Raw genomic sequence first — 26,447 nt, 5'->3', positions numbered from 1 at the left:
GCGCTAATCACCCTCCCGCGTGTCGGTACCCATGACCTCGCTGCTCGCCGTCATGATCAGGCGAACCACCTCGTTTCGCGACATGGACTTGAACAGGTCCAGACCCATCCGGACGTCATCGCCGGTGGCCACGGTCGGCCCCTTGCCGAGGTTGTCCAGCGCTACATCGACCACACTCGCCGCGGTCACAGCACCCTCCGGGACATCGTCGAGTGATGGCAGCCGCCCACGCTCGAATTCCAGCTTGCGCAACGCCGGGGTGTCCGTCATGCCGAGAACCAACCCGAGAACGTCGACGCCACTATCGTGCAGTTCCACCCACAGCCCCTCGGTGAAGACCATGTCGAAGGCTTTGGTGCCGCCGTAGGTGACCAGGTTCCGGCCGCCGCAGATCGCCGCCCCCGAGGAGAAGTTCACGATGCCGCCCCTACCGCGTTGCACCATCGGAGCGGCATAGTGATGGCACAACCGCACCAGCATCAGGCAGTTGCGCAGCACCAGTGCTTCCGCCGCCGATACCGGGCTGCTCAGGAAAGCCCGATAATTCGGGTCACCTCCGGCGCAGTTCACGAGCATGCCGACCTCGAGGTCTGCGGTGGCGTCGAAGATCGCCTGGGCTGCGTCGGCGTCCGTCAGATCGACGGCGACCGTGCGCGTTTGCGCGCCTGTGCGCCGCCGAATGCCCGCGGCGACCTCGTCGAGCAGATGTTGGCGACGAGCCACCAGGACTACGTTCAGGCCCTGCGCAGCGAGGCGTTCGGCGAAGAGCGAGCCACAACCGTCAGAAGCACCGGCGACAATCCCCCACGGCCCGTACTTGGCTGCGAACCCTTCCACCATCAGCCCTGCACCGCAACCAATCGAACCGAGGTGTAAGTGCGTTTGTCGATCCGCCAGCCGGCGGGTGTCCGGACGACGACATCGTCGTAATAGCCGACCGGGTTTGCCCCCGAACCATCCTCGAGCAGGATCAGCGCATCGACGTACGTGCGCACCGTTGCGACGTCGCCGTCGATGACGATCGCCTGATTCGTCATCCGGTGCATCGTCGCAGCGGCCATCACGTGTACTTCCTCCATGAACTGCGCGACCGCAGCTCCACCCGTCCACTGCCCGACCTCGCCGTAGTCGACTCTGGCGTCGTCGGTGAAGACGTCCTGCAACTGCACGTATTGCTTGGAGTCGATGGCGGTGGCATAGCTAATCGTCAACTCGACGATATCGTCACGGTCTGTCATGCGATGTCCCCATTCGGGTGAACAACGATCCGAGGCGGACCCTCGGACTTTCGCACCTGATCGATCGCGTCGGGCACCTCGTCGAGACCGATGATCTTGCCGATACTCGGCAGCGGATCGAGCCGCCCTTGCACCACGGCATCGAGGACGCCGTACCAGTCCTGTGGCATCGGGCCGCCGCCGAACTGGAACGTGAGGCCCTGCTGGGTAGCCTGCGTGATGTTCAAGGTGTCGCCCGAGTACCAGCCGCCCGCACAGTAGATGCGGGTGTAGAACTCAGCGTTGGCAGCGATGCGATCGATCAACCCCTTTGCACCGACGCACTCGAAAACCACTGCGACGCCGCCCAAGTGATGCTCAGCGCGAGCTCGACGGAATACGTCGAATTCCGACTCCGTTGCCGGATCGACGCCGATGTGTGCGCCGAAGCTGCTGATCGCCAGATCACGTCGCTCGGCGTTGAAGTCCGACACGATGATCGGCGCGATTCCGCGGCTCGACAGTGCCGCGACGGCCGACAGTCCGACCGCCCCTGCACCGACGACGATCGGAACCTCGCCGGGTTGCATGTTCGCGCTTCGCACATAGAACTCGCCGACCGCGAATGCGTCGACGACAGCGATCGCATCACTCGGCACGTCCGAACCGACCGCCCTCGCCATCGCCTCCGGCACCACCAGCAACTCGCCGAAGCTGCCTTGGGCTTGTGGATGCTGTCCGATGATGTGCAGACCGCCGGCGCCTCCGTCAACCAGTCGGATCGGCATGGACGTCACCCGGGCGCCGAGCGGGAACTCGTCGGAGCAACCTGGGCCGTGCCCCACGACCTCGCCGACGAACTCATGACCCATGACGATGTCGCGGTCGGCGTCGTAAAGCGACCTGCCCGTCGGATCGTCGATTCCGGCTTCGGGGTGATCCATGAAGTGCACGTCCGACGCGCAGATTGCGGTGCTGAGCGTCCTCAGCAGCAGATCACCATGTCCCGGAACGGGATCGGCGGTATTGCGCACTTCGAGTCGCCCGCCTCTCAGTACTACCGCGCGCACCCGACCACCTTGCCGTTCGTTGCTGTTCTCGATTATTCGAGATAGTGTTCTCGGTTATCCGATTGACCGTATGAGTGATAGTCGAGGGAGTCAAGGGTGCGGGGTTCGAGTTCGGCGCCCACCGGGCGTGTCGTCGACATCGTCGAGTTGCTGAGCCAGCCGAGGAATCGGCAGATGCGCTTCTCTGATATCGCGGACGAACTCGGACAGACCCAAGGCACTGCGCACGCCATTCTCAAGACACTGTCCGACCGAGGCTGGGTCACCCGCGATCCCACCACCAAGAGCTTCGAGCTCGGCCCCATGCTGTCGCTGATCGCGGCAAGCCTGAACACTGCCCGACCGCTGGCGCACGTTGCTCGAGAAGCCGCGCGACGGCTTGCCCGCACGCTCGACATGCCCGTCTCCGTCGTGGAGGTCGCGGGCGACGAGCTACTGATCACTGCGTTCGAGAGTCCTGCGCACAATCCGCTGCAGGAGGCGGTCACTGATCGCATTCCCTACCTGCCCCCCTTCGGAGTGGCTTTCGCGGCGTGGGACACGACCGAAGCTCAGCGGAACTGGATCACCCGTGGCGGCGCCGGCGACACGGATCTCGAACGTCGCCTGCGCGCTGTGCTGACCCGAACCCGTGACCGGGGCTACGACGTCGACTGGATGACACCGGCTCTGGCTCAGATCGCGCACGCACTGGGCGCCATCTCAGTGGACACGCTGCCCGCGGGACTACGCCCGATCATCGACCAGTTGCGCGTCGAGTTGGCATCCGGCCTCGTCGACGACGAGCTCACCGGCGAGGATCGGACCGTTGCCACCATCTCGGCACCCGCCCTCGACGACGCCGGCCACACCAGGCTGATTCTCGGCGTACATCCGATGCTCGCGATGTCAGCGCCCGATATCGATCACGTTGCGCAACAACTCCTGAAAGAGATCCGCACGCTCGTGTCGGACACGCGGGGTTGACCACCCCAGCGAAGGACTCATGCGCCGCCCTGTTCAGCGCGCCGAAACACGTGTGTGGCAACGGTAACCAGCTTGCGGTCCGCACCCTCGTCGTAGACCTGCGTCCGCGCTCCGAACAAGGTATCGGCTCCTGCAATGGGTTTTGCCGCAAACGTGAACGGGCCTGATTTCGCCCTGGCAACGAACATGGTGTGCGACGAGACGCCGACGAGCGCACCCGTTCCGGCGAGTTCGGTGACACTGCTGCGCGCCGCCGTCTCGGTCATTACGAACTGGGGCCCCACGTGCAGCGCGGCGTCCGGAGAGGCAACCTCTGCCGACAGTTCGGGCAGGGACCACGTTGTGGCGTTCACCTGAGACCCGCCGAACACCTGCCAGAGCGGCGGCAGGTCAGGCGAATCGACCACGTCCAGCGGTTCGACGGTCATCTTCTGCAGCCCCTCCGGGGGGACGCCGATCGTTACGCCCTGACCCTCGGTGATCGCCAGCACGCGGCCGGGCTGATCGGCATCGACGATCAGCGACCTGCTGTAGGACATCCGTTGTCCGCGTTTGACATCCTCGGTGCGCACCTCGAACCGTTTCACATCTTCGCCCGCGTCCAGGACCTGACAGGAGTGCACCACAGGGTTCGGAACGGCCTCGAGGTCCGACACCAAACCGCCCTCAGGAGCCGCGATGCCGAAGACGCTCAGCAGGATTCCTCCGGTGACATCGCGCATGTCGTGGCGGACGGTCACGGTGTCATCCACGGGCCCGACGTTCATGGAGGCGTGATGGCGCCCGATGTAGCGGTAGCTCAACAACCCGCCCCACCGGCGTTGCAGCTCGGCGGCATACGCACCGGGATCTGAGGTCAGATCTCTGATGTCGCGAACCTTCACTTTCCCGGTCCGTTCGGGAACTTGAGGTAGGAGCCGGCGTCCACCCGGATCTGCTGTCCGGTGATGTATCGGCTCTCGTCGCTGGCCAGGAAAACGGCGAGGTTCGCGATATCCTCCGGCTCGACGTACGGAATCGGCATGGCTTGAAAGTAGGTGAACGCGAGATCGGCGTCCTCACGGGTGGGCTTCTTGCCCTCCGCGACCAGGTCCGGCCGGAACACCCCGTAGATCCCGTCGTTGTGCAGTAGGTGGGTGTTGACATTGGTCGGGTGCATGACGTTGACGCGAATGAACCTGGGCGCCAGATGAATCGCCATCTGCTCGGCGTACTCCATCAGGGTCTTCTTGCTCCACGCGTAGCCGGCACCACCAGGACCCATCTCCGGGCTGTCGGCATTTCCGGGCATCATTCCGGCGGTGGAACCTGTGATGACGATCGACGAACCGTCCGAGAGGTGCGGCAGAGACACCGCCACCGTGTTCAAGACGCCGACCAGGTCCACGTCCGTGGCGTCGACGAAATGTTGTGGGTGGGGCGAGCCCATGGCCATCGGCAGGATGCCGGCGTTGGCGACGACGACGTCGAGGCGCCCGAAATCGGCCAGCGCCGAGTCCAGCGCCTCCCGGAGGGCGGGCCGTTCACGGACATCGGCGACCCTGGCGTACACGCGACGACCGAGTTCCTTGACCGCGCGCTCGGTCTCACCGAGATCGTCCGGTGTGGCAAGGGGATACGGGTTCGATGCCATGTCGGAGCAGATGTCCACGGCGACGATGTCGGCACCCTCCCGCGCCATCGCGAGCGCGTGCGCGCGGCCTTGGCCACGGGCAGCTCCGGTGATGAACGCGACCTTACCCTCGAGTCTTCCTGTCATGGTTTCTCCTCTGTCTGGCGTCGGCAGAACCGTTTTCGCAATTCGGTCTTGAGCACCTTGCCGGTACTGTTGCGCGGCAACTCGTCGACGAACTCGATGCACTCGGGTGACTTGTGCTTGCTCAGTCCGCTGCCCCGGCAGTGCTCGAACAGCGACTGGAGCGTCACCGTCTCATCGCGATGCGCGACGATCACCGCGCACACCCGTTCGCCGGTGCGCTCATCGGGGACCCCGATCACCGCCACATCCGCGACGGCGCGATGGGTGGCGAGCACTTCTTCGACCTCGAGGGCGGAGATGTTCTCGGCGTTGCGGATGATGGCATCCTTGAGCCGTCCGGTGAGGATGACGTTGCCGGCGCCGTCCAGCCGGCCCTGATCCCCACTGCGGAACCACCCTTCGGCGTCGAAAGCCTGCCCGTCCAGCGAGGCGTCGACGTAGCCGAGGAAACACTGTGGGCCCTTGAGCCGCAGTTCGCCGACCTCGCCGAGGGCGACTTCTCGCTCCGAGTCGTCGACCACCCGCACGCGCACTCCCGGGACGGGGCACCCGACGGTGTGGTCCAAGGTGTATGCATCGCCATCGGGTGGTGGCGACGTGGCCACGGGGAACTCGGTCAGGCCCCACGCGTTCGCGATTCCCGGCACCGACAGCGTCTCGCGCACCTGGCGCCCCAGTTCGGCGGTGATCGGTGCTCCGCCCCCGACGCAGCCGCGAAGGTTGCGGAACAGCGGATCGGCCCCGTGCTCGCGCTGCGCAGCCACGTAGGCAACGAAGAACGGGGTGGCCGACCCCAGGAGCGTGGCGCCGTGATCGGCGATCGCTTTCGGGGTCCGCGCCGGGTCGAAAGTGTCGAAGAGCACCAACCGCATGCCGGTCAACAGGCTCGCGGCCAGCATCGCAGCGCCGCCGATATGCGTCACCGGGAAGGCGATCGGATTGACATCCGCGCTGGAGGCGCCCACCATCCCCACCACCCCCGCCGATCCCGCGATGACCGAGCGATCACAGTGTCGAACCCCTTTGGGAGCGGCAGTCGTGCCCGACGAGTAGTACACCCAGCGTGCTTCCTCAGCCGAGGCCGGTGGCGGAAGCAGCGTCGCCGGATCGCCGCCGCGAAGCCGCAGGCCCTCGGTGATCGGCACGGCGTGATCGACAACCTCGATGGACATCGACCGTTCGCGTGCCAGGTCGTCGGCGAGCACGACATGATCGAACCCTCTCCACACGCCCGGAACGATCAGCACCTCGGTGGCGAGCTGGGTTGTCGCGAAGCCGACCTCACTTTCCCGCCAGATCGGGAGGATGGGATTCTGCACCGCGCCCAGGCGGGCCAACGCCACCATCACGACCATCGCCTCCAACGTTGTCGGAAGCTGCCAGGACACCACCGTGCCGGTGCTCACCCCGCGCCCCGCAAGTCCCGCAGCGGTGTGCAGCGCGGCAGAATGCAGCTCTGCGTTGGTGAGACTGCGGCCGAAATCATCGACGAGAATCACCCGATCAGGGTGTTGTCGAGCCGCGGTGTCGACCAGGCCCCAGAAGGTCCCGCTGCCCGTCATCAGCCGCTCGGCAGTGCGAGCCGACGCTTGGCCAGGATGTTGCGCATCATCTCCGAGCTACCGCCGGACACCGTGTAGGCCCGTGACCACAGCCAGCATTCACGAAGGCGTTGTTTGGCCTTCTCGACGCTCGCATCGGCGGCAACGGTACACACCGTCGCGCTGAGTTCGGCGCCGTATGCCGAAACCCGATGATAGGTTTCGGCGAAGCTCAGCTTGGCGATCGACCCATCGCCGACCTGGTCAGCGCCGACGATCATCCGCTCGACATGGTCGTCGATGAACGCTTTGGCCACCTCGACTTCAACCGCCAGTTCCGCCACGGTCTGCCGGATGTCGTGGTGGTCGAACGCGGGTCGCCCTTCCAGGGTTGCGTGCCGCACGACCGTGACGAGATCGTCGATCAGCAACTCGAGCAGGATCACGTTGCCGCCGATACCGAAGCGCTCAAAGTCCAGTCCCGCCATGATGATCGACCACCCCTGGCCGACCTCTCCGATCAGACCGTCGGCAGGTATGCGCACGCTGTCGAGGAACACTTCATTGACCTCGATCGCGTCGTTGATCGTGCGGATGGGGCGCACTTCGACGCCGGGCGCCGACAACGGCACGACAAACGCGGAGAGGCCCCGGTGACGGCTCGACGCGGGATCCGTCCTGATCAGGGCGAGTCCCATATCGGCCCAATGCCCGTCGGTGATCCACGTCTTCTGCCCATCGAGCACCCAGCTGCCGTCGTCGTTGCGAACGCCCCGGCACCGCACCCCGGCGATATCACTGCCCGCGTTGGGTTCACTGAGCAACTGACACCAGACGTGTTCACTGCGCCTGATCGGTGGGAGCAGCACGGCCTTCTGCTCTTCCGAGCCGAAATGCAGGAGCACGTGGGCTGCCAGGTTGACCTGGTCGACCGGCCGGGGGGCGCGAGCACGCAGGATCTCCTCGCTGACGATGCGATCGTGGAGAGGATGGTGGTCGGCGCTGCCGCCATACTCGACGGGCCAGTCCGCGCCGACGAATCCGGCATCGAACAGACCGGCGAACCAGGTGCGCAGCGCTGCCTCCTGTTCGGCACTTTCCGGCGCGCGCCGGCCCTCCCGCGCCTCGAAGGGTGGAGCGTGGTCGGCGACGTGCGTCCGCACCCGCGCTCTGAAGTCGGCCAGCTGATCTGCGTCGGGCCGGCGTCCGCCGCTACTCACCAGCCGACCTCCGCCGCGTAGGCCGACCGGCTCGACCGGGCCGTTCCGAGCAGATGAGCATTGGTGAACACACGACGCAGCTCGTTGTGCAAGGGGTACTCCCACGTGAATCCGATCCCACCGGAGAGCTGCATGCATTCGTCGACGGCAGCCGCCGCGTTCGCCGTCACGAACGCGTGCGCCGCCGCGCACAGTGCGATGGCTTCGCCGGTCACCTCCTCGGACACCAGCGAACGGGCCGCTTTCATGATCACCGCGCGGGCCTTCGTTTCGAGGACCAGCAGGTCGACGAGTCGGTGTTGCACGGCCTGGAAGCTGGCGATGGGTGCACCGAAGGCGATCCGCTCTTTGAGGTAGGCGACCAGCCTCTCGAAGGTCGTAGCCAGGGCGCCGAGGGAATCGGCACTGAGCAGGACCCTGGCCACCGCGAGTAACCCGTCCGCCCGCTCAGTATCCCCGACGGGCACGCCCTCGGTCCCCCCCAGCTCGACCCGCCAGGCGGGACGGTCGACGTCGAGCAACTCGTCGTCGCGGCTGTTGGACGTCGTGTCGGACAGCTCGAACAACTGGATCCCGGCACTGCCCAGCGTGATCACCAAGCGCAACGCATCGGCGCTGGTCACCCGGACAGTGCTACCGGCCAATGCCAGGCCGGCCCGAACGGTTCCGTCGAGCAGCGAAGGCAACCAGCGATCACGGACTTCCGGTGGTGCCGACGTCATTGCCGCGGCAGCCACCGTCGTGCCGAACCACGGCGACCGGTCACCGGCCCGGCCGAGCTCCTCGGCGATGACGACGGTTTCCACCGGCAGCCAGCCCGCGCCTCCGTACTGCTCATCGACCAGCAGAGAAGTCCAGTCCAGCTGCGCTAGATCCTCGACCGAATCCTTGTCACCGCGATCAGCCAGAAAATCGCGCGCCGAGGACCTCAACAGGTCCAGGTCGACGTCGGCCGCATCATCCGGGGCCACCGGCCACTAGCTCCGGCGCAGCAACTGGTCGGCGTTGCCCACCATGATGCGCTTCTTGGCCGCGTCGTCGAGCGGGTCGAGCAGCTTGACGAAGTCGGCCGGCTCTGCCAACCCCTCAGCATGCGGGTAGTCCGAACCCATCAACAAGCATTCGTCGTAGCCGAGCCGATCTACGATCTTCGGGATGTCGTCTTCGGGGTAAGGCACCACACCGACATGCCTGCGGAAGATCTCCGACGGCTTCTCGGTCAGCTTTCCGCCGATCCACGGCCCGTTACGCCCCATCCCGCGGCTCTTGTCCATGTGAATGACGAACTGCGGCACCCATTCTGCACCGTGCTCGGCCACCAGCACCTTCAGACCCGGGAAGCGGCCGAAGAGGTTGTCGAAGATCAGTGCCGACAGGGTGTCCTCGATCGGGCGCTGACCGTAGATGTTCATCCACTGCCAGGCTGACATGTGCCAGGCGGCCGGGTCCGGGTTGTGGCCCCATGCCGGAGAGATCGCGTCGAAGTACCAGAACGGCTGGATGTGGAAGACCAGGGTGCAGCCGGCCTCTTGGAGCCGTGCATAAATCGGATCGAAGTAGGGGTCACCCGGCGAGCGGCCGTGGGCAGGCCCGGTGGGCAGCAGCACCATCTTGGCTCCCTGCTCGATGATGGCCTCGACCTCGGCGATCGACGACTCCAAGTCGCGCAGCGACAACAACGCCGTGGCGTAGATCTTGTCCTGATAGTTGAAACCCCATGTGTCGTCGAACCATCGATTGAACGAGCGCAGGTTGGCATAGAGCGCCTCGGTGTCGTCGACGTAGTGTTCGGCGGCCAGCGCCATGCCCGCCGGGAAGATGACCGCGCGCTCGACGTTCTGCTCCGCCATCACCTTCAGCCGCGGCTCGCGTTCAAGCCATTCAGGCTGCATGGGCTGCGGCTGGTAGGTCTCCTCGGGGTTGCCCGAGCCCATCTGCTTGAGCATCTCCTTGAGCGAACCGGGTCGGTAAGCCAGATCGAAGCCGAGCCCTGCTTCGCTGTTGAAGGTGGCCACCCGATGCCCGGCCAGGATCACTTCCTTGCCGTCGGCCGCGCGCACCGGCGCAATCGCCCTGTCCTGAAACTCTTTGGGCAGATAGCGGGTAAACGCGTCCCGTGTCTCGTAGCAGTGGGTATCGCAGTCGAAGATCCCGTAGTCGAGTTTGGTCGTCACGGCGCATTCCTTCCGAGCGAGAATGATTATTCTCCAATTTCAGAAAACATACTATCCTCGTACGCAAATGCCCATCCCGGGGTCGGTCAGGCTTCGTCCACCGGTAGTCGCTGCGACACGCCGACGCTCTGTGCACTCGAGGGAGATATGACACCACCAACACCCCAGGCTGAACCGGCGGACGAGTCCCGGGCATGAGTGAACTGGATTCGTTCCGAACAGCGGTTCGCGATTACCTGGAGCAGGCCTCGCCCAGTCCGGCGGTGCGGACACTGATGGACACCGAACAGGGCTACGACGAAGCGGTGTGGCGACAGATGGCCAATGAGCTCGGGTTGCACGGCATCGCCACACCCGAGCATTGGGGCGGCGCCGGAGCGGGCATGCCGGAACTGGCGGTCGTTTTCGAGGAGATGGGCGCGGCGTTGTTGTGTTCGCCGTTCTTCGCGACCGTCGCGCTGGCACTGCAGGCGTTGCTGGACAGCGGCGACGAGTCCGCGATCGACGAGTTCGCCCCGGCGCTTCTCGACGGCAGCCAGGTGGCAACCCTGGTGCTCAATAGCTCGCTCGCAGCGTGGGATCCCAGCGCAGTGACGATCACCGCGCAGCGAGACGACGCGGATTACCGGCTGTTCGGCGACGCCGGCCTGGTACTCGACGGCCACACCGCAGACCTGATTCTGGTGGCGGCCAACACGGCGAATGGCACGTCGTTGTTCGCCGTTTCGGGCTCCGCCGCGGGGCTCACCCGCGAGCCGTTGAGCACGCTCGACCGCACCCGCAAGGTTGCGCGGCTGGGTTTCGACGGCGTCGCCGCACGGTTGATCGGTGCTGACGGCCAAGCCGCCGCAGGCCTGGCACGCACCTGCGACCTCGCGCTGGTGGCACTCGCCTCCGAGCAGCTGGGCGCTGCGCAACGCTGCCTCGACACCGCGGTGGGCTACGCCAAAGAGCGTATCCAGTTCGGCCGCGCCATCGGCAGCTTTCAGGCCATCAAGCACAGGTGTGCCGACATGCTGGTGCTTGTCGAGGGTGCCCGGTCAGCGGTGTTCCACGCTGCCCAGGCCACCGATGACGGCGAACGCGCGGTGGCCGCGTCGGTGGCGAAAGTGGCCTGCTCTGAAGCACTGCTGCACGTCTCACTTGACAGCATGCGCATTCACGGGGGTATTGGGTTCACTTGGGAACACGACGCCCACCTCTACGTCCGCCGGGCCAAGGCCACGGAGCTGATGTTCGGCAGTCCCGATCACCATCTCGCACGTCTGGCAGACCTCGTCTCGTCGCCACGTCACCAGCCGGAAGGAAAACTGTGACCCTGTCATTCTCGCTCGAGCTCCCCACCCAGCGGGTGGAGGATCCGGCGGAGTTCGTCTCCGCGGCCGCGGTCACCGAGGTGGCACAGGCCGCCGAGGCCGCTGGGTACTCGGCGGTGCACGTCACCGACCACCCCGCACCGGACACCAAGTGGCTTGACCACGGCGGACATCACGCACTGGACCCGTTCGTCGCGCTGTCTTTCGCCGCCGCGGCCACGTCGAGCATCAAGCTGCTCACGAACGTCTACATCGCGGCCTACCGCAATCCGTTGCTGGGCGCGAAATCGATCCAGAGTCTGCAGGTCCTGTCCGGCGAGCGGCTGATCATCGGCACCGCCGCAGGCTACCTCAAACCTGAATTTCGTTCTCTCGGAGTCGATTTTGATAACAGGGGCGCACTACTCGACGAAGCCCTCGACGTCCTCGGCAAAGTACTGTCCGGCGAGGATGTCGCCTATGAAGGTTCGAGCTTCCAGACCCGCGGTGTGCGCCTGCGCCCGGTCCCTTCGTCGCCGCCCCCGATCTGGATCGGCGGAAACAGCAAGCCCGCGGTCCGGCGTGCGATATCCCGCGGCCAGGGCTGGGCCCCGTTCAACACCTTCGGCTATGCGACGGCATCGCGCACCGCCGAGATCTCGACCATCGAGGAACTGGAGTCGGCGATCACGTGGGCACGGTCCTACGCCGCCGAAATCGGCCGCAGCGAACCGCTGGACATCTGCTTCTCTGCCGGGAACCTGCTCGATGACGACAAGTCCACCGATGAGCGCCACAGCATCCTCGAGCGCCTGACCTCGGCGGGGGTGACGTGGCTGCCGATCGCGCCGGGCGGACGTGATCGCGGCGAAGTCATCGAACGCGCACAGGCGTTCGCCAAAGAGTTCATCGTTGCCGGCTGACCTCGGTCACTGGGCCATCAGGCTGTCCCTGGCGAACGCGTCGACGCTGATCCGGCGTGACGTGAACAGCCATCGCTCCCCCACCGGCGCCAGTACATCTCGGTAACGGCCCCAATGGTCCAACCCGATGTCGGTGTGCACCGCGAAGTAGCTGCTGGTCTCCACCCGGTCGGCGGCGACCGAGACGAACCGCACGCTCGCCAGATGGTGGCGGACGAAGGTGGGCGCAGGTCGACCGGCATCGCGCGGTCCGCCCATCGCCGCGCCGAGCCCGGCCTCGATCGCCTCGGGGCCGATGAGCGGTTCGTGCCCCCCGGTGAATTCGAGGACACCTTCGGCACCGAAGCACGCGGCCAGCGCACCAAGATCGAACCGGTCGGTGGCCGCGGTGTAGTCGGCCAGCGTCTGGCGCACCGACTCGCGAACCCCCAGCTCCCACATCTGCATGAGCACTCCTCTGGAACTTCGTCTCCACCACACGATAACGTCTGTTCTCATGCCTGCACCGCAGCTCGCCGAACTGCTCGATCCCGCCAGCACCGCTCTGGTCACCCAGGAGTGCCAAGGTGGCGTCATCGGCGCCCAGGCCTGCCTCCCGATGCTCGCCGAAGAAGCCCATCGTGAAGCTGTCACCAACATCTCCGCACTGCTCTCCGCAGCCAGGACGGCAGGTGTGACGGTGGTGCACTGTCTGATCCAACGGCGCCCGGACGGACGCGGGTCCAACACCAACGCCAGGCTGTTCGCAGCAGGAAAATCTTTCACCGCCGATCTCACCCCGGGCGGTCCGGGCGCGTCACTGATCCCCGAGCTCGGGCAGCAGGCCAGCGATCTGGTACTGACCCGCACCCACGGTCTCGGGCCGATGACGGGCACGGATCTCGATTCGGTTCTGCGCAACATGGGGATCCGGACGATTGTCGGGGTGGGCGTCTCGGTCAATGTCGCCATCACGAATTTCGTCATGGACGCGGTCAACCGTGGCTATCAATTCGTGCTGCCCCGCGACGCGGTCGCCGGCGTCCCCCGCGAGTATGCCGAGGCGGTCATCGACAACACCCTGGCGCTGTTGGCGACCGTCACGACCACCGACGCGATCACGCAGACCTGGGCGCGATTCGTGCCATCTTGACCCCCGATATGGAGGTTGTCGCGCGTAGGTGATAACGTCGTTCTCATCTAGCGTAAATGCTCATATTCGCTGCTCTGAGGAGGAATCATCCAGATGACCCGCAGACTTCCGTACCCGATCTTCGACATCGACAACCACATGTACGAGACGAGGGACGCCCTGCTGAAGTACCTGCCGAAGCAACACAAGGGCAAGGTGGGCTACGTCGAGGTCAACGGCCGGCCCAAGCTGGTCGTCAAAGACCACATCAGCCACATGATCCCGAATCCCACCTTCGAGCGCGTGGCGCGCCCAGGCAGTGCTGAAGATTACTTCCTCGGAAACAACCCCGAAGGGCTCAATTTTCGCGAGTTCATCGGCGACGCAATGGATGTCATCCCCGCCTACCAGTCACCTGGCCCCCGGCTCGAGCTGATGGACGAGCTGGGCATCGACCAGTGCGTGATGTATCCGACGCTCGCCAGCCTCATCGAGGAGCGCACCACTGATGACGTCGTGCTCACTCACGCGATCATCCACGCCCTCAACGAGTGGATGCACGAGCACTGGACCTTCAATTACGAGGACAGGATCTTCGCCACTCCCGTCATTTGCCTGCCCCTGGTGGACGAAGCGATCAAGGAGTTCCACTGGGCCCTCGAGCGCGGCATGAAGACCTTCCTCGTGCGTCCGGCGCCGGTGCCCAGCCGCTTCGGCGGCTCCCGTTCCATGGGCCTGCCGGAGTTCGACCCGTTCTGGGCCGAGGTCGTCAAGGCCGACATCCCAGTCACCTTCCACGCCTCCGACAGCGGGTACCAGAAGCACCTGATGGAGTGGGAGGGCGGAGACGAGTACCTGTCCTTCAAGCCGAGCGCGCTGCGCGAGGTCGTCATGGGCTTCCGAGCCATGGAAGACACGCTGGCCGCGTTGATCTGCCACGGTGCGCTCTCCCGGTTCCCCGATCTGCGGGTACTCGTCGTGGAGAACGGCAGCGGCTGGGTGAAGAACCTGCTCCGCCAGTTGGACAAGGCCTACCGCGTGATGCCCAAGGAGTTCGACGAACATCCTGTCGAAGTGTTCAAGCGAAACGTGTACATCCATCCTTTCCTCGAGGACGACGTCGCGTCCATCGTCGAGATCATGGGTGAGGACCACGTGATGTTCGGATCGGACTTCCCGCATCCCGAAGGCATCGGTGATCCGCTCAGCTTCGTCGACCGCCTCGACGGTATTTCCGAAGAGGGCAAGGCGAAGATCATGGGCGGCAACGCCATCGAGCAGCTGAGGCTCAAGGTCAAGGTATGACGCAGGCACCCCCGACGCCGACGACGTACGAGGGGATCGCCGGCTTCGAAGCTCATGTCGGCGAGCACCTGGGATACAGCGACTGGCGGCAGGTCACCCAGCAGGAGATCAACCTGTTCGCCGAGGCCACCGGTGATCACCAGTGGATTCACGTCGACCCGGAGAAGGCCGCCGAGGGACCCTACGGCAAGACGATCGCGCACGGATACCTGACCTTGTCGCTGGTACCGATCCTGGTCCAGCAGATCTATCGGGTGACTGGTTTGTCGATGCAGGTGAACTACGGCGTGGACAAGCTCCGGTTTCCGGCTCCGGTGCCCGTCGACTCACGTATCCGAGCGGGCGCCGAACTCATCAAGGTGGACCGCAACGACAAGGGCGGTCGCGCGACGGTGCGGGTCACCGTCGAGGTCGAGGGCTCCGATCGACCTGCCTGCGTGGTCGACACCATAGCCGCGATGGTCGACGCCTGACCGGGGGCGATCTGCACTCGTCACCCGTGCGCGTGCGTCCGGGGCCGTTTGGCTCCCCCGGTCGATAGCGTCCTCGGCGTTTGCCCTGTGAGCAGCCAGGCAGCAGTTGCCTGTCCCTGCGCGGATGTCCCGTCAGGAATTCAACAGCCGCTCACCGATGATCTTCTGTTCCCGAAGTGCGGCAATTTCCCTATCTGAGAAGCCCAACTCGGACAGGACTTCGATGTTGTGTTGGCCGAGCGTTGGAGAGACCGTCCGGTGGTGTCGATCTGGTCCCGGGGTGATGCGAAAAGGCCAACCGGGAAAACGATGCCTACCGGTGATCGGATGCTCGAGCTCCTGATAGAAGCTGCGCGCGTCGAGTTGCTCGACGTCGTACATGCGATCAGCTGTCAGCAGCCTCTCGGCAGGGACGCCGCGCAATCGCAGTTCATCGGCGATGTCTGCGGGTGGTCGCGTGCGGGTCCATCCTGCGACCACCTCATCGAAGGCATTGTGGTTGTCCAGTCGCGCTTGAGAACTGCCGAAACGACTGTCCGACAATATCTCTGGATGCCCGAGGGCCTCTGCGAGGGCAGCCCAGTCGGAGTCGTCGCGCACCGAGACCGCGACCCATTCGTCGTCGACGGCCGTCGGGTACACGCCTTGCGCATAGTCGCGGCGACGATTGCCCTCCCGTGCTTGCACTTGACCTGTCAGCGAGTACTCGATGACGGGTTCGGCCGTCACCGCGGCGCCCACCTCAATCTGGGCAACCTCGAGCAGTTGCCCTTCACCTGTCCGGGCGCGGTGTTCAAGCGCCGCCAGAAGTGCGACGGTGGCGTGTACGCCGGCGATCGGATCGGCCGGGCCCTGGAGGTTGCACGGCGGTCCGTCGGGATATCCGGTCGATGAGGACATCCCGGACAACTGCTCGATGTTCAGGGCCCATCCCACGTAGTCCCGCCATGGGCCCTCGAGCCCGAAGCCGGGCATCCGCACCATGATCACGTCGGGGTTGATCTCGACCAATGAGTCATAGTCGAGGCCGAATTGTTCCACGACGCGCGGAGAGAAGTTCTCCACCACCACGTCAGCTTCTGCCGCCATCCGCCGCGCGAGCTCGCGACCGGTCTCCGAAGAGAGGTCCAGGGTGATGTCGCGCTTGTTGAGATTTGTTCCCTGCCACAGGGGGCCGCGTTCGTACCAGTCGTCACCTTCGCGCAACAGCGAGCCCGAGTATCGGTGTCCGTCTGGACGCTGGATGGACTCCACCTTGACGACATCGGCTCCGAACGCGCCGAGGTAGCAGGTCAGGTAGGCGCCGGCCCAGAACGTGCTCAGGTCGAAGACCTTCAATCCGGCGAAGGGCAGTACCACGTCCGAAGGGGTCGAGAACGCGGCATCCCGGCGCGACACACCGGCCCCGTCGTCCCACCCTGCTGCAGCGGCCCCGAGGGAAGGCGCCGGCCGCGGCGCCCCCACCGGTGTCTTCGACAGCCGGAAGGGCGCCCCCGGCCTGACATAGCCGCCCAGCGCGGGATCAGCACGGAGATCGATGAAGAAACCGCGCTCGGCATATTGCGGACAACTGAGGATGGACTGTCCGTCCGTCACCGGCGCCGCCGGGATGCGCAACGCCTGGCTGAGCTCGACGAGGTCGGCGACGGTCATCGACTCCAGCCAGGGGTTCGACTTATCGAAGAACTCCTCGCGCTCCGGGCCACCGATCATGATGGCGATCTGATGCTCACCGAATTCCGGCAGCCCCACCATCGCGCACACATCCAGCCAATGCTGACCGGTGAGGCAGTTGATACCGACCCACCCGTCGGCAGCGCGCACAATGCCCAGCATCGGCGCTCCTTTGGCGTTGCCGGGCAACCCCATCTTCATCAGACGCTCGGCCAGCAGCATCGGGTAGGGCAGCGTCGACAGCAGCGCCTCGAACACCGAGACGTCCACCTCGACCGGCCGGTCAACCCCACCCGCTGCGATTCTCAGCGCGGTGAGTGCGGCCATCGCAGCGTAGGAGCCCGCGATGTATTCGGGAATGCGGGCTCCGGCCTGCACTGGCGGCCGGCCCGGCTCACGCTCGTTGACCCAGCCGGACGCGGCCTGCAGCGTCAGCGGTGTCGCCTCCCGGTCCCGCGCCGGACCATCCTGGCCGAAGTTCGAGATTCGCACAACCGTCAGACGCGGATTGAGTCGGGCGAGACTCTCCGAGTCGAGACCCAGATCCCACCGCTGCTGGGAATCAGGCGCGAGGTTCTCGACCAGAAGGTCCGCGCCGGCCACCAGCTGGTGCATCGCTGCCAACCCGGTGTCCGATGTGAGTTCGACTGTGGCACCGTGCTTCCCGGCGTTGAGATAGTCGAACAGGCCACCGTGCCCGACCCCGTTGGGCAGCGGGGTACCCCACCCACGCATCGGGTCTCCTGGCGCCAGTTCGACCTTGTACACGTCGGCACCGAGGTCTACCAGCAGCTTCGTACAGTAGGGAGCGGTGATCTCGCTGCCGATTTCGACGACGCGCAACCCGGCCAGCGGCCCACTCGGTGCCTGATGGTTCGCTCCGCAAGCTTCGCTCGGTGCCTGATGGTTCGCTCCGCAAGCTTCGCTCGGTGCCTGATGGTTCGCTCCGCAAGCGTCGCTCGGTGCCTGATGGTTCGCTCCGCAAGCGTCGCTCACGCGGGCACCCCGATCGCCTTGGGCTCCATGTACGACCGCAATCCCAATACGCCACCTTCGCGGCCGATACCGCTCTGCTTGAAGCCACCGAACGGCGCGTCACCCGGAATGGTCCCGTTGATGGAGATCTGTCCGGTCCGTATTCGCCGGGCGACGTCCAGCGCGCGGTCGACGTCACCGCCCCACACCGCGCCGCCGAGCCCGTACTGGGAGTTGTTGGCGATCGAGACGGCTTCGTCGACATCGCTGTAACGGAGCACCGTCAGCACCGGTCCGAACACCTCTTCCTGCGCGATGTACGAATCAGCGGTGGCGCCGGTGAGAATCGTCGGCTCGAAATAGAAGCCTTCTTTGAGATGCTTCGGCCGACCGCCGCCCGTGACCACAGTGGCCCCGTCTCGTTCGGCCCGCGCTACCAATCCTTCGATCCGTTCCAGGTGTTCGCGACTGATGAGTGGGCCCATCGTCACCTCCGGGTCGGCGGGGTCGCCGATCACCACGCCGTTCGCGAGCTCGACAAGTCCGCTCACGACGTCGTCGTGCAGGGCGTCTGGAACGAGCAGCCGGCTGTTCAGGATGCACGCTTGCCCGGCATGCAGTGTGCAACCCTCGAACAGCAAGCGTTGCAGCAGTTCCTCGTCGACTTCCGCGTCGTCGAGCAGCACCGACGCTGACTTCCCGCCGCATTCCAGCAGAATGCGCTTCATGGTCTCGGCGGCGCCGGCCATCACATTGCGCCCCACTGCGGAGCTTCCCGTGAAGCTCACGATGTCCACCCGTGGGTCCACCGTCAGTGTCCGACTGGCCTCCACACTCGCGGGAGTCACGACATTGACCACGCCGGGAGGGATGTCGGTTTCCTCGTCGATGAGCCGGGCCAGCGCCAGAGCGGCCAGTGGCGTGAGCGGCGAGGGCTTGAGCACCACGGTGTTGCCCGCGGCCAGTGCCACCCCGACCTTCATGGCGTTGAGCGTGTGCGGGAAGTTCCACGGGGTCAGAATGCTCACTACGCCCAGCGGCTCGTAACGAAGCAACGTCCTGCCTGCCGCGCCCCAGGCATCCAACGGCGCCTCGGCCGGCTCCACGGCGAGCTCCGCGGCATGACCGACCATGAAGGCCGGGCCCTCCACATGGATGATGCGCTCGTTTGCCGAGCAGCCCCATTCAGCCTGCGCCAACGCGTTGATCTCGTCGGCGCGGGCCAGCATCGCATCGCTGAGTTGTTGGATGCAGCGTGCGCGTTCGACAGGATCCAGTCCGCTCCAACGGCCGGAGTCGAATGCCGACCTCGCCGCCGCGATCGCGTCCTGCACCTGACTGACGCTGGCATCCGGTGCGGAGGTGATCGACCTCTCCGTAGCGGGGTTGGTCACGTCGTAGCGGCCCGCGTCGGGCTCGACCCAGCGGCCGTCGATGAAGAGTCCGTACGTGTCCACCAGAGGACGGGTTTCGGCCATCGAGTTTGTCGCGCCTCCCTGGTCTGCGTGGGCGGTCAAGGGCGTGCGCCGCCATTCTCAGGCAGACCTACATTTGCAGTTTGTGTGTACACCCAACGACAGTCAGGAGTCAACGCAAGGACAGCTGAACTGCGTAAACGCTAATTGACACGTCGACACGTCGTACGGTAGACACAGAATCTGCCGGACACATTAGCCTGATATGTCCGATCTGCCTCATGACAAGCGGAAGGCCCGAGGTGCCGACAACCACAGTCCCCCTCCACTCGCCGGATTTCTACGCCGGCGACCCCTACCCGGCATACGCAGAGCTTCGCAATTCGACTCCTGTGGTGTGGAACGAAACCACCGAATTCTGGGCTCTCCTCAAGTACGAGGACATCCGCTACGTCTCGGGGCATCCGTTGCTGTTCTCGTCGACGAAGGGGATCACCATCCCCGACCCCTCCATGCCTGAGCCCATCCAGGAGGGCAACCTGATATTCACCGATCCGCCCCGGCACAGGCAGCTGCGCAAGCTGATCAACGCCGGTTTCACCCGGCGCCAGGTGACGTTGCTGGAGCCGAAGGTGCGGGAAATCGTCAAGGGCATCGTCGACGATGTCGATCCGTCCCGTCCTTATGAGTTCGCCGAGGAGATCGCCGCTCCATTACCGACTCGGATGATCGCCGAGATGCTGGGTGCCCCGCCCGAGGACTGGGAGCAGTTTCGGACTTGGTCGGACGCCGCAGTCGGTGCAGCGGATCCTGATATCGAGATGGATCATCTGGTCGCGCTCGGCGAGCTGTACGAGTACTTCACCGAACTCATTACACTGCGCAGAAGCGGCAAACTGTCAGGGCAGGACGACCTTCTGTCAATCCTGGCCGCGGCGGAAGTCGACGGTGAGCGCCTCACCGACCAGGACCTGCTCAACTTCTCCTTCCTGCTACTCGTCGCCGGCAATGAGACCACCCGCAATCTCATCGCCCTCGGCACGCTCGCGCTGATCGAGAACCCCGACCAATTCGCATTGTTGCGCGCCAACCCCGACCTCATGACGTGCGCAGTCGAGGAAATGCTGCGTTTCACCAGCCCGGTCACCCACATGGCGCGCCGGGCAACCCAGGACGTCGAGATCCGGGGCCAGCAGATCAAGGCGGGCGACACGGTCGTCATGCTCTACGGCTCGGCCAACCGGGACGAGGAGATCTTCGGGCCCACCAGTGAAGTGTTTGACATCACCCGTAATCCCAACCCGCACATAGCCTTCGGAGCAGGAGAACACGCCTGCCTCGGCGCTCAGCTGGCACGGATGGAAGCCAGGATCATGTTCGAGGTGCTACTGGGTACCTATCCGACCATCGAGCTGACCGGGGATGTCACCCGCCTGCGCGCCACCATGGTGCCAGGGGTCAAGAGTATGCCGGTACGCCTGGGAGCGAGTATCTGATGGACTTCGACTACACACCGGACCAGATCCAGCTACGCAAGGATTATCGCGAACGCCTCGAGGCGGTCATGACCCCCGAACGGCGGGCTGCGGTGGCCGGACTGATGGAAGGCGGCGCCGCCATCGCCGAGGTGCGCCGAGCGCTGGGCGCAGCGGGTCTGCTCGGGGTCGCGTGGCCGACCGAGTACGGTGGCCACGGCCTGAGTGCGATGGAGCAGTACATCTTCGGCGAGGAAGCTCGAAGGGTGAATGCGCCGCTGCCGATGATCACCCTGAACACCGTGGGCCCCACGCTGATCCAGTTCGGCACCGACGAGCAGAAGAACACCTTCCTGCCCGCCATCCTCAAAGGCGAGATCGACTTCGCCATCGGATACTCCGAGCCCGGCGCCGGTAGCGACCTGGCATCGTTGCGAACCACCGCGGTTCGCAACGGTGACGAGTTCGTGATCAACGGCTCGAAGATGTACACCAGCGGCGCGGAGTTCGCCGACTACATCTGGCTGGCCGCGCGCACCGATCCGGACGCCAAGAAGCACAAGGGCATCACCGTGTTCATCGTCCCGACCAGTGACCCGGGCTTCTCCTGGAAGCCACTGCACACCATGCCCGGGGTGACGACGTATTACACCTTCTACGACGACATCCGGGTTCCGGCCAGCTCGATCGTGCTGGGCGAGAACGAAGGCTGGAAACTGGTCACCAACCAGCTCAATCTGGAACGCGCAGCACTCGGCAATCTCGGAGCGCTCGAGCCGCTGTTCCAGAGGACTCTGGAGTGGGCCCGCGAGACCTCGCTGGACGACGGGAAGGTGATCGATCAACCCTGGGCGCAGCAGGCCCTGGCTCGAGTCGAAGCACAGGTCTCGGCGTACCGGCTGCTCAACCTGCGCGTGAACGCCAACATGGGCTCCAGCGCCCTTGGCATGGCCGAGGCTTCTGCAGCAAAGGTCTTCGGCACCGAGCTCACCCAGCAGGTGGCCCGTGAGCTGCTCGACGTAGTCGGTCATGCCGCTGTGCGAAAAGACGAAGCCGCCCCCCTCAAAGGCGAACTCGAGGCCGCCTTCCGTCTGGCGGTGATCAACACGTTCGGCGGCGGAGCAAACGAGCTCCAACGCGACATCATCGCGATGGCCGGTCTCGGGATGCCACGGGCACCTCGCGACGTGCGGGCGTCCTGAAGTGAACCCTCCATCTAGGAAAAGGACGGACAAGTGACTGAGGTCGACAAGGACGAACTCCGCCGGCGACTCGACGCGCTCATCGGCCAACCGATCAGCTCGGGGCAACCGGTGACGTCGCCGGACCCGGTGAACGCGCCGATGATCCGGCACTGGGCTTATGCGCTCAGTGACTTCAACCCCGCGTATCTCGATGAGGACTTCGCCAAGAACTCACGTTACGGCGGCATCGTGTCGCCGCCGGTCATGCTGCAGTCGTGGACGATGGCGCCCCCCAAGCTCGAGGGCATCCACGACCGGGGCGGTGTCCCCGTGGAACTGGGCGAGAATCCGCTGCAGTTCCTCGCAGACGCCGGTTACACGGGCATCGTCGCCACCAACTCCGAGTTCGAGATCGAACGCTACCCACGTGTCGGTGACGACCTCACGGCCGAAACCGTTTTCGAGACCATCTCAGATGAGAAGAAGACCGCCATGGGAACGGGCTTCTTCGTCACCTGGATGACGACGTACCGCAACCAGGACGGCGAGGTCATCGGACGGCAGCGTTTCCGCACACTGCGATTCAAGACGGGGGACTGAGATGGCCCAGCGACTTGCCCCGTCGATCAGCCCGGACACGGAGTTCTTCTGGTCGGGACTCAAAGAGGGCGAACTGCGCATCCAGCGATGCGCGAATTGCAAGACTCTGCGCGTCCCGCCCCGGCCGATGTGCGGCAAGTGTCAGTCACTCGACTGGGATTACGTCGTGTCGTCCGGGCACGGCACGGTGTACAGCTTCGTCATGCCGCAGTACCCGCCACTGCCATTCCTGCAATACCCCTACGTCGTCGCCCTGATCGACCTCGACGAGGGTGTACGCATCGTGTCCAACCTGTGTGACGTCGAGCCCGGCGACATCGAAACCGGCATGCCTGTCGAGGTCTTCTACGAGACATTCGAAGCACTTCCCAGTGGTGACGAACTGGTTCTGCACCAGTTCCGGCCCGTGAGCTGAACTGAGGCAGAACACGATATGGACTTTTCCTTCAACGAAGAACAAGAGACGGTCGCTAAGGTGGCCCGGCAGCTCTTCGAGGCTCGCGCCACTCCCGAGCACCTCACCGAGCTCGAATCCGGCGGCCTACGCTACGACCCGGCGCTGTGGAGCGAACTCGCGTCCTCGGACTTGCTCGGGATTGCGCTACCCGAAGCCGTCGGCGGCAGCGGTGGTGGATTCCTCGAACTGGGTGTGCTGCTGTCCGAGGTGGGCTGGAGCGTCGCCCCGGTACCGGTGTATGCGACGTTGGTTCTCGGCGCTGACACGATTGCGCGGCACGGCGATGCGGACATCCAGCAGCAATATCTGCCGGGGGTCATCGACGGCAGCGTCATTCTGACGGCTGCACTCGCCGAGCCGGGCAATTCCAACCCGGCTGTACCGCGAAGTACGACAGCGCGCCAGAAGGCCGACACGTGGCTCGTCGAGGGTGTCAAGGATATGGTTCCTGCCGCGCAGTTGGCCGACGCGATCGTCGTTTCCGCTGTCGCCGACGACGGACCGGGCCTGTTCGTCGTCGACGCCGGTGCGGCTGAGGTCGCCGTCACGCCGGTGCCGACCACCGACGGCGAGCCCTATGCGGAAGTGACCCTGACGGGTGCGCCCGCTCGGCGGCTGCGCGGCGACGGCGACATCGTCGGGTCTCTGTACACGCGCGGGCTCGTTGGACTGTGTGCCATTCAGGTCGGTGTCAGCGAGCGGGCGCTCCGCATCGCCGCGTCCTACACGGCCGAACGCGAGCAGTTCGGCCGCCCGATCGGGTCCTTCCAGGCCGTGCAGCAACGTATGGCGGACGCCTTCATCGACACGGAGGCGATCCGGTGGACGACCTGGCACGCAGCGTGGCTGATCGCCCAGGGCAGGCCCGCAGCGCGGGAGGCGTCGATCGCCAAGTTCTGGGCCGCGGAAGCCGGCGCACGCGTCGTGGCCACCGCTCAGCAGGTGCACGGCGGGATGGGTATCGACATCACCTATCCCGTGTCCCGGTACTACCTCTGGGCCAAGGACATCGAACTAGCACTCGGATCCGCCTCCCAGCAGCTCGCCCGGCTCGGCACCGCATATCCGGAAGGACGCAAATGACCTCCACCACAACGCGAACGACAACACTGGCGTACAACGACGTCAACGTCGGTGACGAAATCACGCCGATGGACGTCCCCGTCACCACCACGTTGATCGTCGCCGGGGCTATCGCATCGAGGGACTACATGCCGGTGCACCACGATCGCGACTTCGCGACCGGCCAAGGTTCACCGGACATCTTTCTCAACATCCTCACCACGAACGGGCTGTGCGTGAAGTTCCTGCACGACTGGGCCGGGCCCGAGGCGATGGTGAAGAAGCTGTCGATTCGCCTTGGCGTACCCGCGTTCCCCAACGACCCGCTGCACTTCACCGGGAGCGTGAGCGGTAAGTCGGTCTCGGGCGACGAGGGCCTCGTCGAGGTGACTCTGAAGGGGAGCAACAAGCTCGGCGATCACGTCACCGGTACTGCGATCCTCAGCCTGCTGAACGGGGTCGAAGAGTGAGCGACGGCATCGGCGGGCGGGCCGCGCTGGTCGGCATCGGCCAGACCGAGTTCTCGAAAGAATCGGGCCGGACCGAGATGCAGCTGGCCTGTGAAGCAGTGAAGGCCGCCATCGACGACGCGGGCCTGCGTCCCGGCGACATCGACGGCATGGTGACCTTTTCGGTCGACGAGAACGAAGAGATCGAGGTCGCCCGTAACGTCGGCATCGGCAACCTGTCATTCTTCACCCGGGTGCCGCACGGCGGTGGCGCCGCCGCGGGCACTGTCATGCAGGCGGCCATGGCCGTCGCCACCGGGGCCGCGGAAGCCGTTGTCTGTTACCGGGCCTTCAACGAGCGGTCCGGTTTCCGATTCGGCGGCGCCGGGCGGCAGCCTGGCGTCACGCCGCTGTGGATGGCGCCCTACGCCCCGTTCGGTTTCATGACTCCGGCGGCGTGGGTCTCCCTGCACGCCCAGCGATACATGTCCACCTACGGCGTCACCAACGCCGACTTCGGCAAGATCTCGGTGATCGACCGCAAGCACGCCGCGAAGAATCCCGACGCCTGGTTCTACGGCAAGCCGATCACGATCGACGACCATCAGCAGTCCCGCTGGATCGTCGAGCCGGTGGTCCGCCTGCTGGACTGCTGCCAGGAGAGCGACGGCGGCGTTGCGATGGTGGTCACGAGCGTCGAACGAGCACGCGATCTGCCTCACCCGCCTGCGGTGATCACCGCAGCGGCGCAGGGCGCGGCCTTCGACGGAGAGGTGATGACGAGCTACTACCGCGAGGACATCACGGGGCTGCCGGAAATGGGTGTGGTCGGCAGCAAACTCTGGCGGGATTCGGGTCTGAAACCCGAGGACATCTCCACGGCGTTTCTCTACGACCACTTCACCCCCTTCGTATTCACCCAGCTCGAGGAGCTCGGCTTCTGCGGGCGCGGTGAGGCCAAAGATTTCGTCGACGTCGACGAGTTGTCCATCGGCGGACGGATGCCGATCAATACGAACGGCGGACTGCTCGGCGAGGCATACATCCACGGCATGAACGGCATCACCGAGGGCGTCCGGCAGGTACGGGGTACCTCCTACAACCAGGTGGACAACGTGGAACATGTGCTGGTCACGTCGGGAACCGGCGTGCCCACCAGCGGGCTCATCCTGGCGCCAGTCCGCTAACCTCTCCCGCATGACGCAAGCCACCGCCGCCGACACCCGGGAGATGATCATCTCGGCGGCCTTTGCCTGCTTTCGAACACGCGGTCTCGCCAAGACCACCATCGTCGACATCGCCCGAACTGCCGACGTCTCCCGGAGCACGTTCTACGACTACTTCAAAGACAAAGAGACGATTGTCGAGGCGTGTGCCGAGGCGGCGTCTCAGCGTTTCTATCGCAACATGGCTACAGCCATCGATCGCTATGGCGGTAGTACGCTCGAAGACAGGCTGGTGCGGGCGGCGGTGTTCGTCGCGCAGGCTCGCCGGGTCGTCGAACCCGAGGTGTACTTCGATCCAGAAGAAGTGAACCTCATGCTCACCAAGAATGCGGCCGCACTGCTGCGTGAGTGCGCCGAGTTCCTGGCGCCCTATGTTGCCGCTGCGCGCGTCACAGGTGAGGTGCGCAGCGACTTGGACGTGCCGACGGCAACGGAGTGGTTTTCCCGGATGTTGTTCTCGCTGTTCACCACTCCGTCACCCTATTTCGACGCCCACGACGACGATGCTGTCGCCGAGTTCGTACGCCAGTACGTCATCGCCGGCTTCGGCGACCGCCGGCCTGGCCGCCGTTAGTCGCTTGCCGGCAGCGGCTTGGCCTCTTTGAGGGTCAACGGCGTGGCGCCGACTGTCAGTGTGCCCACCCCGGCCCTGGTGACCAGGACTTCAGAGCCGGCATCGTCGATGTACCTCTTGCCCATCGCTGCCCCGCCGCTCAACGCCGGATCCAGGACCAGCGCGGGGTCTGCGTCTGCGTCCAGCGCCACCATGGCGGCACCGCCGCATCGCAGATCCGCCAGGCTGTCTGCGGCCTTCACGACGATCACCTGGGTGTCGCACACCTGACTCTTGAGTCGTGAACCCGATTTCATTGCCGT

General features: G+C 65.1%; 27 protein-coding genes. 14 read left to right on the top strand and 13 right to left on the bottom strand.

Annotation, left to right across the window (positions count from 1 at the left end; genetic code table 11):
• Positions 1-3: 3 nt before the first annotated feature.
• The 3 genes from G6N31_RS04990 to G6N31_RS04980 are packed head-to-tail and all read right to left on the bottom strand — an operon-like array spanning position 4 to position 2,287.
• Complete coding sequence (locus tag G6N31_RS04990; RefSeq protein ID WP_098003425.1) at positions 4-840, bottom strand: SDR family NAD(P)-dependent oxidoreductase; 837 nt, start codon at positions 838-840, stop codon at positions 4-6.
• Positions 840-1,238 carry a nuclear transport factor 2 family protein gene (locus G6N31_RS04985; RefSeq protein WP_098003426.1) on the bottom strand — a complete coding sequence of 133 codons (399 nt, stop codon included), beginning with the start codon at positions 1,236-1,238 and terminating at the stop codon, positions 840-842. Before G6N31_RS04985 ends, G6N31_RS04990 begins: the two co-directional genes overlap by 1 nt.
• On the bottom strand, positions 1,235-2,287 hold the full coding sequence (locus G6N31_RS04980) for a zinc-binding dehydrogenase (RefSeq protein WP_098003427.1): 1,053 nt from the start codon (positions 2,285-2,287) through the stop codon (positions 1,235-1,237). Before G6N31_RS04980 ends, G6N31_RS04985 begins: the two co-directional genes overlap by 4 nt.
• A 147-nt stretch (positions 2,288-2,434) precedes the next feature.
• Here G6N31_RS04980 and G6N31_RS04975 point away from each other — a divergent pair, with 147 nt between their 5' ends.
• Positions 2,435-3,253, top strand: coding sequence for a helix-turn-helix domain-containing protein (locus G6N31_RS04975; RefSeq protein WP_234815283.1), 819 nt, complete (start codon positions 2,435-2,437; stop codon positions 3,251-3,253).
• A gap of 17 nt (positions 3,254-3,270) precedes the next feature.
• Here G6N31_RS04975 and G6N31_RS04970 read toward each other — a convergent pair whose 3' ends face one another.
• From G6N31_RS04970 to G6N31_RS04945, 6 genes are all read right to left on the bottom strand, one after another.
• Positions 3,271-4,056 carry a hypothetical protein gene (locus tag G6N31_RS04970; protein ID WP_234815284.1) on the bottom strand — a complete coding sequence of 262 codons (786 nt, stop codon included), beginning with the start codon at positions 4,054-4,056 and terminating at the stop codon, positions 3,271-3,273.
• Positions 4,057-4,133: 77 nt separating this feature from the next.
• Positions 4,134-5,012: a mycofactocin-coupled SDR family oxidoreductase gene (locus G6N31_RS04965; RefSeq protein ID WP_098003430.1), complete on the bottom strand. Its 879-nt coding sequence runs from the start codon at positions 5,010-5,012 to the stop codon at positions 4,134-4,136.
• Entirely contained in the window at positions 5,009-6,574 is a 1,566-nt protein-coding gene (locus G6N31_RS04960) for a class I adenylate-forming enzyme family protein (protein ID WP_098003431.1), read from the bottom strand. Before G6N31_RS04960 ends, G6N31_RS04965 begins: the two co-directional genes overlap by 4 nt.
• The gene (locus tag G6N31_RS04955; RefSeq protein WP_098003432.1) at positions 6,574-7,773 is read right to left on the bottom strand and encodes an acyl-CoA dehydrogenase family protein; all 1,200 of its coding nucleotides are present in this window, start codon (positions 7,771-7,773) and stop codon (positions 6,574-6,576) included. Before G6N31_RS04955 ends, G6N31_RS04960 begins: the two co-directional genes overlap by 1 nt.
• On the bottom strand, positions 7,770-8,744 hold the full coding sequence (locus tag G6N31_RS04950; protein WP_098003433.1) for an acyl-CoA dehydrogenase family protein: 975 nt from the start codon (positions 8,742-8,744) through the stop codon (positions 7,770-7,772). Before G6N31_RS04950 ends, G6N31_RS04955 begins: the two co-directional genes overlap by 4 nt.
• Before the next feature lie 6 nt (positions 8,745-8,750).
• Positions 8,751-9,947, bottom strand: coding sequence for an amidohydrolase family protein (locus G6N31_RS04945; protein ID WP_098003434.1), 1,197 nt, complete (start codon positions 9,945-9,947; stop codon positions 8,751-8,753).
• Positions 9,948-10,141: 194 nt separating this feature from the next.
• Between G6N31_RS04945 and G6N31_RS04940 the strand changes: the two genes are divergently transcribed.
• Together G6N31_RS04940 and G6N31_RS04935 are read left to right on the top strand one after the other, a co-directional pair.
• Complete coding sequence (locus G6N31_RS04940; RefSeq protein ID WP_098003435.1) at positions 10,142-11,263, top strand: acyl-CoA dehydrogenase family protein; 1,122 nt, start codon at positions 10,142-10,144, stop codon at positions 11,261-11,263.
• Positions 11,260-12,165, top strand: coding sequence for a TIGR03619 family F420-dependent LLM class oxidoreductase (locus G6N31_RS04935; RefSeq protein WP_098003436.1), 906 nt, complete (start codon positions 11,260-11,262; stop codon positions 12,163-12,165). The genes G6N31_RS04940 and G6N31_RS04935 overlap by 4 nt, the downstream gene beginning before the upstream one ends.
• 6 nt (positions 12,166-12,171) lie before the next feature.
• Here G6N31_RS04935 and G6N31_RS04930 read toward each other — a convergent pair whose 3' ends face one another.
• On the bottom strand, positions 12,172-12,612 hold the full coding sequence (locus G6N31_RS04930) for a nuclear transport factor 2 family protein (protein ID WP_098003437.1): 441 nt from the start codon (positions 12,610-12,612) through the stop codon (positions 12,172-12,174).
• A gap of 49 nt (positions 12,613-12,661) precedes the next feature.
• On the opposite strand from G6N31_RS04930, the gene G6N31_RS04925 reads away from it, so the two are divergent.
• The 3 genes from G6N31_RS04925 (at position 12,662) to G6N31_RS04915 (ending at position 15,054) form a co-directional block, all read left to right on the top strand.
• Complete coding sequence (locus G6N31_RS04925; RefSeq protein ID WP_098003438.1) at positions 12,662-13,297, top strand: cysteine hydrolase family protein; 636 nt, start codon at positions 12,662-12,664, stop codon at positions 13,295-13,297.
• Between the two features lie 93 nt (positions 13,298-13,390).
• Complete coding sequence (locus G6N31_RS04920) at positions 13,391-14,581, top strand: amidohydrolase family protein (protein WP_098003439.1); 1,191 nt, start codon at positions 13,391-13,393, stop codon at positions 14,579-14,581.
• Positions 14,578-15,054 carry a MaoC family dehydratase gene (locus G6N31_RS04915; RefSeq protein WP_098003440.1) on the top strand — a complete coding sequence of 159 codons (477 nt, stop codon included), beginning with the start codon at positions 14,578-14,580 and terminating at the stop codon, positions 15,052-15,054. The genes G6N31_RS04920 and G6N31_RS04915 overlap by 4 nt, the downstream gene beginning before the upstream one ends.
• A 132-nt stretch (positions 15,055-15,186) precedes the next feature.
• On the opposite strand, the gene G6N31_RS04910 is transcribed toward G6N31_RS04915, so the two are convergent.
• Complete coding sequence (locus G6N31_RS04910; protein WP_098003441.1) at positions 15,187-17,571, bottom strand: CaiB/BaiF CoA transferase family protein; 2,385 nt, start codon at positions 17,569-17,571, stop codon at positions 15,187-15,189.
• A 149-nt stretch (positions 17,572-17,720) separates the two neighbouring features.
• Positions 17,721-19,181, bottom strand: coding sequence for an aldehyde dehydrogenase family protein (locus tag G6N31_RS04905; RefSeq protein ID WP_098003442.1), 1,461 nt, complete (start codon positions 19,179-19,181; stop codon positions 17,721-17,723).
• A gap of 218 nt (positions 19,182-19,399) precedes the next feature.
• Here G6N31_RS04905 and G6N31_RS04900 point away from each other — a divergent pair, with 218 nt between their 5' ends.
• From G6N31_RS04900 to G6N31_RS04865, 8 genes are read left to right on the top strand one after another with little or no spacing between them, the layout of a single operon-like run.
• Complete coding sequence (locus G6N31_RS04900; RefSeq protein WP_098003443.1) at positions 19,400-20,614, top strand: cytochrome P450; 1,215 nt, start codon at positions 19,400-19,402, stop codon at positions 20,612-20,614.
• The gene (locus G6N31_RS04895) at positions 20,614-21,795 is read left to right on the top strand and encodes an acyl-CoA dehydrogenase family protein (protein ID WP_098003444.1); all 1,182 of its coding nucleotides are present in this window, start codon (positions 20,614-20,616) and stop codon (positions 21,793-21,795) included. Before G6N31_RS04900 ends, G6N31_RS04895 begins: the two co-directional genes overlap by 1 nt.
• A 33-nt stretch (positions 21,796-21,828) precedes the next feature.
• A complete protein-coding gene (locus tag G6N31_RS04890; protein ID WP_098003445.1) occupies positions 21,829-22,377 on the top strand; it encodes a MaoC family dehydratase in 549 nt (182 codons plus the stop codon).
• A 1-nt stretch (position 22,378) separates the two neighbouring features.
• Positions 22,379-22,792 carry a Zn-ribbon domain-containing OB-fold protein gene (locus G6N31_RS04885; protein ID WP_098003446.1) on the top strand — a complete coding sequence of 138 codons (414 nt, stop codon included), beginning with the start codon at positions 22,379-22,381 and terminating at the stop codon, positions 22,790-22,792.
• A gap of 18 nt (positions 22,793-22,810) precedes the next feature.
• Positions 22,811-23,917: an acyl-CoA dehydrogenase family protein gene (locus G6N31_RS04880; RefSeq protein ID WP_098003447.1), complete on the top strand. Its 1,107-nt coding sequence runs from the start codon at positions 22,811-22,813 to the stop codon at positions 23,915-23,917.
• A complete protein-coding gene (locus tag G6N31_RS04875; protein ID WP_098003448.1) occupies positions 23,914-24,366 on the top strand; it encodes a MaoC family dehydratase in 453 nt (150 codons plus the stop codon). Before G6N31_RS04880 ends, G6N31_RS04875 begins: the two co-directional genes overlap by 4 nt.
• Positions 24,363-25,532 carry a lipid-transfer protein gene (locus G6N31_RS04870; RefSeq protein ID WP_098003449.1) on the top strand — a complete coding sequence of 390 codons (1,170 nt, stop codon included), beginning with the start codon at positions 24,363-24,365 and terminating at the stop codon, positions 25,530-25,532. The genes G6N31_RS04875 and G6N31_RS04870 overlap by 4 nt, the downstream gene beginning before the upstream one ends.
• A gap of 10 nt (positions 25,533-25,542) precedes the next feature.
• A complete protein-coding gene (locus G6N31_RS04865) occupies positions 25,543-26,145 on the top strand; it encodes a TetR/AcrR family transcriptional regulator (RefSeq protein WP_098003450.1) in 603 nt (200 codons plus the stop codon).
• On the opposite strand, the gene G6N31_RS04860 is transcribed toward G6N31_RS04865, so the two are convergent.
• Positions 26,142-26,441, bottom strand: coding sequence for a hypothetical protein (locus tag G6N31_RS04860; RefSeq protein WP_098003451.1), 300 nt, complete (start codon positions 26,439-26,441; stop codon positions 26,142-26,144). The two genes, G6N31_RS04865 and G6N31_RS04860, sit on opposite strands and share 4 nt — an antisense overlap.
• Positions 26,442-26,447: the final 6 nt, after the last annotated feature.

Origin of the sequence: Mycolicibacterium duvalii (assembly GCF_010726645.1) — a bacterium.
In the GTDB taxonomy this organism is placed as follows: domain Bacteria; phylum Actinomycetota; class Actinomycetes; order Mycobacteriales; family Mycobacteriaceae; genus Mycobacterium; species Mycobacterium duvalii.
The sequence above is the reverse complement of the archived record's forward strand: the minus strand, read 5'-3'. Positions and strand labels throughout refer to the sequence as shown.